Raw genomic sequence first — 11960 nt, forward strand, 5'->3', positions numbered from 1 at the left:
CGCCTGCGGCCCGGCGGGCGCACATCACGCGAGCGGAGTTCTTGTCCCTGGGGGGAGACAGCTCCGCACGCGGTGCACATGTACGTTCGTTGCGAGAGAGGTAGTGCGTGCTTGGCTCTCGCGCCGCACTGTGCGCAGTCCATCGTGGTGTGCGCGGGGTTGACGAGGTGCAGCTCACGGCCGTGCTTGCGGCATAGTTCGACAAGCGCCTGCTTGGTAATGCGGGGACCTCCTCCGGTTATCCGGTGAACGTCGAAGGGGCTCTCGCCGTCGGCCGACGCGAACTACCCTCGCCCTTATGGAGATCCTCGGAACCACGCTGCGCATCTGCGTCGACGACCTGGATGCCTCGACGGCCTTCTACGAACGCCTCACCGGAGCCACCCCCCTGCGCTTCGAGCGCGGCGGGGTCTCGGTGGCCGCCGTCAGCTGCTTTCTGCTGATGAGCGGCCCCGAGTCGGAGCTGGAGGTGCTGCGCAAGGTGACGGCGACGATCGCGGTGAAGGACGTGGACGAGGCGTACGCCACGCTCTCCGAGGCCGGCGCGAGGATCCTCGCGGGCCCGGTGCCGACCCCGGTGGGCCGTAATCTGATCGCCGTCCACCCGGACGGCTCGGTGTTCGAATACGTCGACCGGAAGGCGGCCGAATGACCACGCCGGCCGCCGCTCAGCTCTGAGGGGCCGTTGTTCGGTGCCGACTGGGCCAAAGCGACGGCCGTCGAACTCGACACGCCTGTCCGGCAGTTGGCTGTGACAGTCAAGAACCAGTGGGACGACGAGGCGGCCATCCGGCGGGTCAACGACCCCTGCCCGCTACCGGTCGCCTGGCACACCGCCGACGACAACCGGCCCGAGCCCTGGTATCTGTCGACGGACCTGGCCCGTGCCTGGCCCGGCGGACCGCCCGGCGGCCCCGCCCTCTGGCCACAGCATGCCGCCGGACTGGCCGGGCAGGAGGGAGATCGGTGAGGTGTTCGCCGAACGAGTTCCCACCCGACCACCCGACGACTGGTCGTCCTGGGAGAGCCTGGCGCAGGTAAAGGCGTTCGCTCGCGCCTCGCGTCGATCTTGCTCCGGGAATAGATCGGTTCCGTTTGTGAGAACCAGACTGGGCCCCTGAACTTGTCCGGAGAAAATTTTGGGGAGCTGTCGATCTGGCTGTGTCCCGTTCGTCGTCATGTTGTACGGCGACCCGCCGCGCGAGGAAACCACAGGACCTGACCGGAGTCGGACCATGAAGTACATGCTGCTGATCAACGCTGGTGCGATCGACGAGAACGGCGGAGCCGCCGAGTGCACCTTCGAGGACTGGATGAGCTACGACAAGGAGGTGAAGGACGCGGGCATCTGGGTTTCCGGGGAATCGCTGGCGGACCTGGTCACCGCCACGACGGTACGAGTCGGCCAGGACGGCCTGCGGGCTGTCACGGACGGGCCGTTCGCCGAGACGCGCGAGGTCCTCGGCGGCTTCTATGTCGTCGACGTACCGGACCTGGATGTCGCGCTCGACTGGGCCGCCCGCTGTCCCGGCGCGCGCGGCAGCGGTTCGGTCGTTGTGCGTCCGATCGCCGAGTTCGGGGCCTGACATGAGGGACGAGGGAGCCGCAGGACCCGATCCGCCCTTCGAGTCACCCCATCAGTCGCCTGGCCAGTCGACTGTGGAGTCGGTGTTCCGCGAGGAACGCGGTCGGCTGCTCGCCTCCCTCATCCGCCGCTTCGGCGATCTCGACCTGGCCGAGGAGGTCACCTCCGAGGCCGTCGAGGCGGCTCTGGTGCACTGGCCGGTCGAGGGCGTCCCTGCCAAGCCCGGCGCCTGGCTGCTGACTACGGCACGGCGCAAGGCCGTCGACCGCCTGCGCCGGGACCAGGCATACGCCGCCCGCCTCGCCATCCTGCAGGTGGAGGCGGACCGCGCCGACCCCGCACCGCCCGCGGACGCCGACGGCGAGCTGCCCGACGAGCGGTTGCAGATGTTCTTCACCTGCGCCCATCCCGCTCTCGCCGCAGAGGACCGTACGGCGCTGACCCTGCGCTGCCTGGCCGGCCTCACGACGCACGAGGTCGGGCGGGCCTTTCTGGTCCCGACCGCGACGATGGCCCAGCGGATCGTGCGGGCGAAGAAGAAGATCCGCGAGGCTTGCATCCCGTTCCGCGTACCCGGCGCCGACGAGCTGCCGGAGCGGCTGCCCGAAGTGCTCCAGGTCCTCTATTCGATCTTCACCGAGGGCTACGCGGCCAGCTCGGGCCCGCGGTTGCAACGGCTCGACCTCGCCGAGGAGTCCATCCGGCTGGCGCAGATCCTGCGCCGGCTGCTGCCCGCCGAGCGGGAGGTCTCCGGCCTGCTCGCCCTGATGCTGCTGACCCACGCGCGACGCGACACCCGCACCGGTCCGGAGGGCGAGCTCGTGCTCCTCGACGACCAGGACCGCAGCCGCTGGGACCGCACGATGATCGAGGAGGGCCTCGGCCTGGTGCTCGCCGCGCTGACCGGAGGCCCGCCCGGCCCCTACGGGGTGCAGGCCGCCATCGCCGCCCTGCACGACGAGGCCGCCGACCTCGCGACCACCGACTGGCCGCAAGTCGTAGCGCTCTATGACGTGTTGCTCGTGCTCGCGCCGTCCCCCGTGGTCGAGTTGAACCGAGCGGTGGCGGTGGCCATGCGCGACGGCCCGGAAGCAGGCCTGACGCTGCTCGACGAACTGGCCGACGAGCCGCGGCTGCGCGGGCACCACCCCTACCCGGCCACCCGGGGAGACCTGCTGCACCGGCTCGGTCGATTGCCCGAGGCCGCGACGGCCTACCGGGAAGCACTCGACCTGGCCGGCACCGAACCCGAACGGGCCCACCTGCGAAGCAAGCTGACCGAGATCCAACCGCCCAACCCAGCCGACGAGACCGGCACATGACGGCGGAACCCCAACGCCACCAGCCACCAGCCACCAGCCACCAGCCACCAGCCACCAGCCACCGAGGAGAGCTGACCATGGACCTGACCGCAATACTCGCGTGGGTGAAGGCCGAACGGCTCAGCCTCGCCGACTTCTTCGACGGCCTTGAAGACCACGAGTGGCAGACCGCCTCCCTCTGCCCCGGTTGGACCGTCCACGACGTGGCCGCACACATGACACTGTCCACACGCTCCACACTCCTCGGCACGATCAAGGGCGCGATCCGGGCGCGCGGCAACTTCGACCGGATGGAGGCCGACCTGGCACGGGAACGGGCGGCCAGATTCGGGCCCGCCGAGCTCATCGCTCAGCTGCGCGAGACGGCAGGCTCGGCCCACCGCGCGCCTCTGTCCGGCCCGTTGGACCCGCTCGTGGACGCGCTGGTGCACGGGCAGGACGTTGCACGGCCGCTCGGGCGCGAGCGGGAAATGCCCGTGGAGCAGACCGTCGCCGCGCTCGAACACGTCCTTGCCAGCCGGTTCTACGGCGCCCGAAAGCGCCTGGCCGGTACGAGACTGGTGGCCACCGACCGGGAGTGGTCGGCGGGTGAGGGGCAGGACGAAATCCGAGGGCCGGCGGGTGATCTGCTCCTGCTGGCCACGGGGCGAGCCGCCGGGCTCGCAGGCGTGTCCGGACCAGGTGCCGAACGGATTGCGGCAGCGCTGTAGGTATCCGTGCCGACGCCCACCGGCTCTTCGGGAAGAGGGCCAGGTGAGGCACTTATGCGGCGGAAGAGGGCGCTGGGGCGGAAAGGGCGGCCAGCGCGCCCACCGCCCGCACGCCCCCGACCACCGTCCCGCCCTCGATGACCAGCGTTCGGGCGAATCCGGCAAGGACCTGTTGGTCGACTCCGCACAGCGCGAGGGCCGCGGCTGTCACCGGCATCCGGGCGCGGTCGGCGCCGTCGGCGATCTTCACGCCGACGGCCCGCCCATCCGGCAGCGCCGCGACCTGCACACCCTCGAACCCGTCCTTGGCAAGCAGGCCCGGCACCGCGCGCATCAGCCTGGCGACGTCCCGCCCGCTGCCGGAGGCCATCTCCGGGTGCTCGCGCATGGCGTGCGCGACCCGGCCCTCGTGGGTGTCGGGCGCTGCGGTCGCCAGCCGGGCGACGGCCCGGGTGAGGCCGTGCAGGGACACCGAGAACAGTGGCGCACCGCATCCGTCGACCGTCACCCCTGCGATGCCCTGCCCGGTGAGGTCCTCCACGGTCGTGGCGATGGCCCACTGCAACCGGTGTCCGGCGTCGAGGTAGTTGTCCAGCGACCAGCCTCGGGCCTGGGCCGTGATCAGCATGGCGGCGTGCTTGCCCGAGCAGTTCTGAGCGAGCCGGGTGGGTCCGAGGCCCCGGCGGATCCACTCCTCGCGCACCGCCGGGCCGTACGGCAGATCGGGGACATTGCGCAGGTCGTCCTCGGTCAGCCCGGCGGTGTGCAGGATCCGCCGGGCCGTGGCCAGATGCTGTTCCTCACCGGAGTGGCTGGCCGCGGTGAGGGCCAGCGACTCGCCGTCCAGCGGCGGCAGGCCCGCACGCAGCAGGCCGACCGCCTGGACCGGCTTGAGCGCCGAGCGCGGGTAGATCGAGGCCTCGATGTCACCCGCCTTGAATTCCACGCTGCCGTCCGCCGCCAGCACGACGACCGAGCCGTGGTGAACTCCCTCGATGCCGCCCCCGCGCACTACATGGGCGAGGGGGACATGGGACGGTTCACGGTCGGCGGGCGGCTCTGCCGGGGTACGGCGCGGCGTGGTGATGTGACTCATACTCAGCTCTCGGTGCTAGGTGCTGGGCGCTGGGTGTTGGGCGCTCTGGTGCCGGATGCTCTCTCGCTAGGGCCTCTCGCGCTCCTGACGCTCGTGCGCCGCCGACTCTCGTACAGCCCCGACCCTGCCCCGTACGAGAAACCAACCCGCGACCAATGCCGCCCCGATCGCCGGCAGGGACAGGACGGTTGTGCGGCCGGCCCCGCCGTCGGCCCACATCAGGACCAGTACCGATGCGAGGAAGACCAGCGTGACGATCTCGGTCCACGGCGAGCCGGGCAGCCGGTAGCCGGGCCGGCGGAGCTGCCCGGCCTCGGCCTTTCGCCAGAAGAGGAGATGACAGACCATGATCATGGCCCAGGTGCTCAGAATGCCGATCGCCGCGAAGTTCAGCACGATCTCGAAAGCCTTGCTGGGCACGACGTAGTTGAGGCCCACGCCCAGCACGCAGAAGGAGGACGTGAGCAGGATGCCGCCGTACGGGACCTGGTTGCGGTTCATCACGCCGGTGAACCTCGGCGCGGATCCGGACATCGCCATGGAGCGCAGGATGCGCCCGGTGGAGTAGAGCCCGGAGTTGAGGCTGGACATCGCGGCGGTGAGGACGACGAGGTTCATCACGCCGCCCGCGGCCGGCACCCCGATGTTGGACAGCACGGTCACGAAGGGGCTCTCGCCGGCCGAGTACGCGTTCCAGGGAAGCAGCATCGCCAGCAGTACCACTGAGCCGACGTAGAAGAGGGCCACCCGCCACATGATGGAGTTGATGGCCCTGGGCATGATCTTCTCCGGTTCCGCCGTCTCACCCGCCGTGACGCCGACCAGTTCGACCGAGGCGTAGGCGAAGACGACGCCCTGGATGACCAGCAGCATCGGGAGCGTCCCGGCCGGGAAGATGCCGCCGTTGTCCACGATCAGCGAAGGGCCGGGGGTGTGGCCATCGACCGGCTGCTGGGTGACCAGCAGAAAGATGCCGATCAGCATGAACAGGACCAGCGCCCCGACCTTGACGATCGCGAACCAGAACTCCAGTTCGCCGAATATTTTCACGGATATGAGGTTCACGGTCAGCACGACCGCGAGCGCGATCAGTGCGATCACCCACTGCGGGACATCGGTGAACATGCCCCAGTAGTGCGTGTAGGTCGCCACCGCCGTGATGTCGGCGATTCCGGTGGTCGCCCAGTTCATGAAGTACATCCAGCCCGCGACGAACGCCCCCTTCTCGCCGAGGAATTCACGGGCGTACGAGACGAACGCGCCGGAGGACGGCCGGTACAGGACCAGCTCCCCGAGGGCGCGCACGACGAGGAAGGCGATGACACCGCAGAGCAGGTACGCCACGGCCAGAGAGGGCCCGGCGCTCGCGAGCCTGCCGCCCGCGCCGAGGAAGAGCCCGGTGCCGATGGCCCCGCCGATGGCGATCATGTTGACGTGCCGGGATTTCAGCGACTTGCTGTATCCGGCGTCGCCCGCATCGACGTGCGGACCGCCCTGCCGCTGCCGTTCGTCCAGCCCTTCCTGCCGTAATTCCTGCTGCCGTTGCCGTTCCGTCTTTCCGATGAATTGCTCGCTCACGCCTGGTCTTCGCCTTCCGTGAAGGGGTCGGTGCGGTGTGGTGGCCGCACGATGCTGGTCAGAGTGGACTCGACGCGGGCCAGATGGTGTGTCATGGCTTCCACGGCGTCCTGCTCGGAGTGGTCGACAAGCGCCTCGACGATCGCCCGGTGCTCCCGGTTCGACTGCTCGCGCCGTCCGCCGAGCTCGTTGAGGAACGCGGACTGGCGGGCCAGCGCGTCGCGGATCTCCTCGATGACCCTGCGGAAGACCGGGTTCTGGGCCGCCTGGGCGACGGCGAGGTGGAAGAGGGTGTCCATCGCCACCCATGCGGTGGTGTCGGTCTCCTGCTCCATCCGTTCCAGCAGGTGAGTCAGATGGTCGAGGTCCTCGGGGGTACAACGCGCGGCGGCGTACCCCGCCACCGGGATCTCCACATGGCGGCGGACCTCGAGGAGGTCGCTCGCCGAGTAGTCGCCGAAGGTCGGGTCCTCCACCGGACCGTTGGAGAGGACGAAGGTGCCCTTTCCGGTACGGGAAACCGTGAGACCCATCGTCTGCAGGGCGCGCAGAGCCTCACGGAGCACGGGTCTGCTCACTTCCAGGCGGCGGCAGAGCTCCGCCTCGGAGGGCAGCTTCTCCCCCACCGCGTAGTCGCCCCGCTCGATGGCGCCGCGGAGATGACTCAGCACCGCTTCCATCGCGCTGATCCGCCGGGGAGCATCGCCAGCTGTCTGGCTGTCTGACAGGTTCACCCGGGGATAGTCGTCCGTGCAAGGGAAAACTGTCAAGGGCTGCGGCAGAAGTGGCGGTGGAGGTGCGGGGCGAGGCACCGCCCCGCCCCTCCCTCTCCGGACAGAGGCCTACGGCGTCCGGGGCCGCATCCGGTAGTCGTACGCGTCGGGCAGCGGCTCGTCGGTGAGCTGCGACCACACCTCGCCGAGAACTTCCGCGCCCTCACGCAGGTCCGCCACCTCGAAGCCCGCGTCGAAGACGGCGCGGGCTTCGTCCGTGCGGCCCTCGGCGATGAGGAGTTGGGCGTTGAGCAGGCAAAAACGGCCGCGTTGCCGGACCGCCGGGCGCAGCCGGTCCCAGACGGCGCGGGCGTCCCCGGTGCGGTGCACGGCGAGCAGGGCGTCGATCGCCTCGCGGCCGAGGGCGGCCGTCGCCGATGTCCAGGTCTCGCCGTCGTCGCGGCGCTCCTGGCAGAGGTCGTCGAAGGCCTCCAGATAACGCTCGGCGGCGCGTGCCGCGTTGCCGCCCTCCTGGTCGGCGGCGGCGAGACAGCGCAGCAACGGCCAGCGGGACGGGGCGAGCCCGAGTCCGCGCTCCCAGCTGCGTACAGCCTGGGCGAGGTCGCCGGCATGCCACTGGGCCACGCCGAGGTGGTACTCGGTGAGAGGTTCGGCGGGGGCGGTCTCCAGCATGTCGCGCCAGTGCGGGGATACCAGCGAGGGGCCGGGCAGGACGACCCTGCGGGGCGCCGGGAAGACGCCCGTCGTCAGCAACTCGCGCCAGGGCGCCTGTTCTTCACCGAGCGTCGACTCGTCGAAGGGCGTGCCGGGCAGCTTGTGTCCGCCGCGCAGCACCTCCAGCGCGCCCCAGCCGGAACCGGTGGCGAGCCGCTCGCCGGGTTCGGTGTCCGCGCAGGGCCGCCAGGCCTCGTACGCCGCGTCCACCGCCGCCCGCGGCAGGGCGTCGGACAGCCGCCCCTCCACCTCGGCGCGCGCCGCGGCCCAGTCGTCGCCGTGCACCGCAGCGGGGTCCGCGGTGAGCGGTCCGTACGACTCCAGCCAGCTGAACTCCCCGCCACCGTCCAGGCGTAGGTGCTCCAGCTGGGTGCGGGCAAGACCTGCCTGGATCTCCGCGTAGCCACTTGTGCCCGGCTCGGTCAGCCACTCCTGCCAGCGCCGGCCACCGCGCCCCGAACCCCACAGGAACAGCTTGCGGCCGCGCAGCACATCGGTCGATGTCTGGACGAGTCCGTGACCGTGCGCGTCCAGCGAGGCGATCCACTTGCGGGCCTCGGCCGGCACCTCGTAGAAGTAGTCGGCGGGGTACTCGCTGCGCAGCGGATACGTACGGTCCGCGCCCCGGAAGTCTGGCACGGGCACCCGCCGCAGGCTGCGCTCGTAGCCGAAGTGCCAGGCCTCTGCGGCCGGTGCGAGGACGCGTGTCGTCTCGTGTTCCTCGACGGCGATATTGGACCACCAGTAGACCGGCGCGGGCCGCTCGTGCGGATTGCGTATCCGTACGCCGACATGGAGGAAGTCGGAGTCCGCCGGCAGCCACAGATCCACCTGGAACGGCAGGTCGCGCAGCCGCTCCCACTCCCAGAGCCTGACCATTTCGCCGCCGTCTGGCGCGGGCACGATCGCGGCGTGCAGCGGTGCGCAGGACAGGGTGGTGTGGCCGGTCGCGCCGATGTTCCACTCGATGCCGCCGGAGTACCAGGCGCCGTTGAGCGCGAAGTCGGCGGGCTGGAACACCGGGTTGCGGTAGAGCAGTTCACGCCCGGTCGGCTTGTGGTGCAGCGAGTGGATGCGGCCGCCGAGACAGGGCAGCACGGTGGCCCGCAGCCGGTCGTTCTCGATCACGATCGCGTCCAGGCCGGTCTCGGTGCGCTCGCGTCCGTACCCGTCGAGCACGCGCACCGGCAGCAGCGTCCGCAGCGGCTCGTACCCGATCTGCCGTGCCATCTCGCGCGGCAGCTCCCGCCTGGTGCGCTCGTCGATCGAGTGCGTCTCGTCCAGCGGCCGCAGCGCGGGCAGCGGGTTCGGTGGTCCCAACGGGGCCGCGGGCAGGGTCAGTACGGTACGCCGCACGGTTGTGGCCAAGGCAACCTCGCATCCTTGCGAACGGCCGCCGACAGCTCCTTCGGCCGACGCCCCTGACGACCATGGAACACGGTGGGCGCCGCCCCGACCAGGGGCTCCGTGGGTCAGTCTTCGGCAAAAGCCGGTCCCGATCAGGCCGAAGGTGCCGGGGTGCAGGGGGCAGGCAGCATCTCGCTGGTGATCGCCCACCGTTCGTGGTCGCGCCAGGCCCCGTCGATGAAGAGAAAGTCGGGCGAGAAGCCCTCGAGGCGGAAGCCCGCGCTGCGTACGAGTGCGATGGAAGCGGCGTTCGCCGGCTGGACATTGGCCTCCAGACGGTGCAGGCCCATCGGGCCGAAGGCGTGGCGCAGGACCAGTCCGAGGCCCTGGCCCATCAGTCCGCGGCCGACCGAGTGCGCGAAGGCGCCGTAGCCGATGGCCCCGCACCGGAAGCCGCCCCCGACGATGTTGTTGATGTTGATGAAGCCCGCGATCCTGCCGGACTCCCGCTCGCAGACGAGGAATCCGGCCTTGGTCGGGTCCTCGATGAGCTTCCCGGCGTAGGCGGCGTACGCCTCGGCGGTGACGGGCGGGAACAGCCAGGGCCGGTGCTGCTCGGTGCTCCGGCTCGCCAGCGCCGTGAACTCCGCGCTGTCGTCGTACGCGTAGTGGCGCAGGCCGACGCGCGGGCCGGTGGCGATGTAGGAGGCGGTGGTGGAGGTCTCGGCCATCGCGCCAGGTTAACCGGGCTGCTGTCCGGCCGCGGCCCCGGCGGCACATCAGCGCCGAGTTTTACTTGTCAGACAAGCTTCGCTCAGACAGACGGCGATCTACGGTGCGTAGATCGTCACGTCCGCGCTGCTGTGAATGCCGACGAGCCAAAATCGCAGCTCATCCGGGATCCGGCGAACGTTGCCCCGCTGCGCGAGTTCGCATAACTTGCTGACAAGTGAGCCGAGGAGGGGTCGTGGCAGTCAGCCGACAGCAGCGGAGACCGGTCGTCGTCCTGTACGAGCGGATCGCCGACGCCATCCACGAAGGCATCTACCCGCCCGGCTCCACGCTGCCTTCGGAACCCCGGCTCGCGACCGAGCTGGGCGTCAGCCGGCCCGCCCTGCGCGAGGCGCTGCTGCTGCTTCAGGAGGACGGGCTGCTCTCGGTGCGCCGTGGGGTCGGCCGCACCGTCAACGACCGCCCGCCGCGCCGTGGTTACGAGCACATCCAGCCGCTGGAGGAGCTGCTGTCCACCGGCACCCCGCTGCGGGTGCGGCCCTTGCTGCGCGCCGTGGAGGAGCCCACCGACTTCACCACACAGCATCTGCTCGCGCCCGCGCGGGCCGAGCTGCGGTTCTGGGAGTCCGTGCTGACCGGGGAGGGCACGGCGGCGGCGCTCAGCCAGGAGTGGGCCGCGGCCGAAGAGGTCCTGGACCGGACGCACCCGGCCTTCGCCGAGGCACTGCGGGCCGCCCCCGCACCGGCCACCTCGATGCTCGCGGTGCTGACCGCGGCCTCGCGCGGGGTGGCGCTGACCGCGCACAGCGGGGTGAGCGCGACACTGCTCGGCCAGCGGCGCGGCGAACAGCTCGGCCGCCCGGCCGACACGCCTGCGGTGCTGGTCACCCAGGTGGTACGGGTCGGGGAGACGCCGATCATGGCAGCCAAGCACATGCTGCCGACGGGAGCGCCGGCGCTGCCGGTACTCCAGTCGAACTGACGCCGCGGCGGCGCCCCACAGGACGGGGGAGACCGCCGTCACGGCGCCGCCCGCCGGACGTGCCGTACACTCCCGGGATGCACTTGTCTGACATCCTCCGCGCACCCAAGGCGGTCCTCCACGACCACCTGGACGGCGGTCTGCGCCCCGCCACGATCATCGAGCTGGCCCGGGAGTGCGGCTACACCGAGCTGCCCACCGAGGACCCGGCCGAGCTCGCGACCTGGTTCCGCGACGCCGCGGACTCCGGCTCGCTGGAGCGGTACCTGGAGACCTTCGCCCACACCTGCGCGGTGATGCAGACCCGCGAGGCGCTGGAGCGCATCGCGGCGGAGTGCGCCGAGGACCTGGCGGCGGACGGCGTCGTGTACGCCGAGGTGCGGTACGCCCCCGAGCAGCACCTGGAGCGCGGTCTGACCCTCGACGAGGTAGTCGACGCCGTCAATGCGGGCTTCCGCGAGGGCGAGCGCCGCAGCGGCGGCCGGATCACGGTCCGCGCGCTGCTGACCGGTATGCGCCACACCGATCGCTCGCTGGAGATAGCCGAGCTGACCGTCGCCCACCGCGACCGCGGGGTGGCCGGCTTCGACATCGCGGGCGGCGAGATCGGCAACCCGCCGGCCCGCCATCTGCCCGCCTTCCAGCATCTGAAGCGGCACAACTGCCACTTCACGATCCACGCGGGCGAGGCCGTCGGTGCCGAGTCCATCCATGAGGCGGTGCAGATCTGCGGCGCCGAGCGCATCGGCCACGGCGTCCGCATCACCGACGACATCACGGTCCACGACGACGGCACGGCGGACCTGGGCCACCTGGCCGCGTACATACGCGACAACCGCATCGCCCTGGAGGTCTGCCCGACCTCCAACCTCCAGACGGGCGCGGCGAAGGACTACGCCACGCACCCCATCGACCTGCTGCGCCGCCTCGGCTTCCGCGTCACGCTGAACACGGACAACCGCCTGGTCTCCGGCACCACCATGAGCCAGGAGTTCCAGCACATGGTGGACGCCTTCGGCTACGGGCCCGAGGTCTTCGAGCAGTTCACGGTCGCCGCGGTCGAGTCGGCGTTCCTGCCTCTCCCGGAGCGGCGTCGCCTGATCGACGAGGTGATCCGCCCGGGCTACGCGGCGCTTTCAGCCGGCTAGGGCCATGTCCCC

General features: G+C 70.7%; 12 protein-coding genes and 1 pseudogene. 7 read left to right on the forward strand and 6 right to left on the reverse strand.

Annotation, left to right across the window (positions count from 1 at the left end):
- Positions 1 to 13: 13 nt before the first annotated feature.
- Positions 14 to 218, reverse strand: a pseudogene (locus tag ACI2LP_RS01440) (zinc ribbon domain-containing protein); the annotation flags it as partial.
- Between the two features lie 80 nt (positions 219 to 298).
- Here ACI2LP_RS01440 and ACI2LP_RS01445 point away from each other — a divergent pair.
- The 5 genes from ACI2LP_RS01445 to ACI2LP_RS01465 all read left to right on the forward strand — a co-directional run bounded on the left by ACI2LP_RS01445 (position 299) and on the right by ACI2LP_RS01465 (position 3617).
- Positions 299 to 652, forward strand: a complete 354-nt coding sequence (locus ACI2LP_RS01445) for a VOC family protein (RefSeq protein WP_404722488.1) — start codon at positions 299 to 301, stop codon at positions 650 to 652.
- A gap of 99 nt (positions 653 to 751) precedes the next feature.
- Positions 752 to 970: a hypothetical protein gene (locus ACI2LP_RS01450; protein ID WP_404722489.1), complete on the forward strand. Its 219-nt coding sequence runs from the start codon at positions 752 to 754 to the stop codon at positions 968 to 970.
- 265 nt (positions 971 to 1235) lie between these two features.
- Entirely contained in the window at positions 1236 to 1586 is a 351-nt protein-coding gene (locus ACI2LP_RS01455) for a YciI family protein (protein WP_404722490.1), read from the forward strand.
- Position 1587: 1 nt separating this feature from the next.
- Positions 1588 to 2907: an RNA polymerase sigma factor gene (locus ACI2LP_RS01460; RefSeq protein ID WP_404722491.1), complete on the forward strand. Its 1320-nt coding sequence runs from the start codon at positions 1588 to 1590 to the stop codon at positions 2905 to 2907.
- A 77-nt stretch (positions 2908 to 2984) separates the two neighbouring features.
- Positions 2985 to 3617 carry a maleylpyruvate isomerase family mycothiol-dependent enzyme gene (locus ACI2LP_RS01465; protein ID WP_404722492.1) on the forward strand — a complete coding sequence of 211 codons (633 nt, stop codon included), beginning with the start codon at positions 2985 to 2987 and terminating at the stop codon, positions 3615 to 3617.
- Between the two features lie 52 nt (positions 3618 to 3669).
- Here the strand turns inward: ACI2LP_RS01465 and ACI2LP_RS01470 are convergent, their stop codons facing one another.
- The 5 genes from ACI2LP_RS01470 to ACI2LP_RS01490 form a co-directional block, all read right to left on the reverse strand.
- Positions 3670 to 4713 carry an asparaginase gene (locus ACI2LP_RS01470; RefSeq protein ID WP_404722493.1) on the reverse strand — a complete coding sequence of 348 codons (1044 nt, stop codon included), beginning with the start codon at positions 4711 to 4713 and terminating at the stop codon, positions 3670 to 3672.
- A gap of 66 nt (positions 4714 to 4779) precedes the next feature.
- Positions 4780 to 6228 carry an amino acid permease gene (locus tag ACI2LP_RS01475; protein ID WP_404723033.1) on the reverse strand — a complete coding sequence of 483 codons (1449 nt, stop codon included), beginning with the start codon at positions 6226 to 6228 and terminating at the stop codon, positions 4780 to 4782.
- 59 nt (positions 6229 to 6287) lie between these two features.
- Positions 6288 to 7025 carry a FadR/GntR family transcriptional regulator gene (locus ACI2LP_RS01480; protein WP_404722494.1) on the reverse strand — a complete coding sequence of 246 codons (738 nt, stop codon included), beginning with the start codon at positions 7023 to 7025 and terminating at the stop codon, positions 6288 to 6290.
- 108 nt (positions 7026 to 7133) lie between these two features.
- The gene (locus ACI2LP_RS01485) at positions 7134 to 9107 is read right to left on the reverse strand and encodes a DUF5107 domain-containing protein (protein WP_404722495.1); all 1974 of its coding nucleotides are present in this window, start codon (positions 9105 to 9107) and stop codon (positions 7134 to 7136) included.
- A gap of 131 nt (positions 9108 to 9238) precedes the next feature.
- Entirely contained in the window at positions 9239 to 9817 is a 579-nt protein-coding gene (locus ACI2LP_RS01490) for a GNAT family N-acetyltransferase (protein ID WP_404722496.1), read from the reverse strand.
- A 236-nt stretch (positions 9818 to 10053) separates the two neighbouring features.
- Here ACI2LP_RS01490 and ACI2LP_RS01495 point away from each other — a divergent pair, with 236 nt between their 5' ends.
- Positions 10054 to 10800: a GntR family transcriptional regulator gene (locus ACI2LP_RS01495; protein WP_404722497.1), complete on the forward strand. Its 747-nt coding sequence runs from the start codon at positions 10054 to 10056 to the stop codon at positions 10798 to 10800.
- Between the two features lie 77 nt (positions 10801 to 10877).
- Complete coding sequence (locus ACI2LP_RS01500) at positions 10878 to 11948, forward strand: adenosine deaminase (RefSeq protein WP_404722498.1); 1071 nt, start codon at positions 10878 to 10880, stop codon at positions 11946 to 11948.
- The last annotated feature ends 12 nt before the right edge of the window (positions 11949 to 11960 follow it).

Source organism: Streptomyces sp. NPDC019890 (assembly GCF_044903445.1).
In the GTDB taxonomy this organism is placed as follows: domain Bacteria; phylum Actinomycetota; class Actinomycetes; order Streptomycetales; family Streptomycetaceae; genus Streptomyces.

What these genes read in the sequence shown, in the direction of transcription:
- ACI2LP_RS01465 (WP_404722492.1), top strand. Translation starts at nt 2,985, where the DNA reads ATGGACCTGACCGCAATACTCGCGTGGGTGAAGGCCGAACGGCTCAGC.
- ACI2LP_RS01490 (WP_404722496.1), bottom strand. Translation starts at nt 9,817, where the DNA reads ATGGCCGAGACCTCCACCACCGCCTCCTACATCGCCACCGGCCCGCGC.
- ACI2LP_RS01470 (WP_404722493.1), bottom strand. Translation starts at nt 4,713, where the DNA reads ATGAGTCACATCACCACGCCGCGCCGTACCCCGGCAGAGCCGCCCGCC.
- ACI2LP_RS01460 (WP_404722491.1), top strand. Translation starts at nt 1,588, where the DNA reads ATGAGGGACGAGGGAGCCGCAGGACCCGATCCGCCCTTCGAGTCACCC.
- ACI2LP_RS01500 (WP_404722498.1), top strand. Translation starts at nt 10,878, where the DNA reads ATGCACTTGTCTGACATCCTCCGCGCACCCAAGGCGGTCCTCCACGAC.
- ACI2LP_RS01445 (WP_404722488.1), top strand. Translation starts at nt 299, where the DNA reads ATGGAGATCCTCGGAACCACGCTGCGCATCTGCGTCGACGACCTGGAT.
- ACI2LP_RS01455 (WP_404722490.1), top strand. Translation starts at nt 1,236, where the DNA reads ATGAAGTACATGCTGCTGATCAACGCTGGTGCGATCGACGAGAACGGC.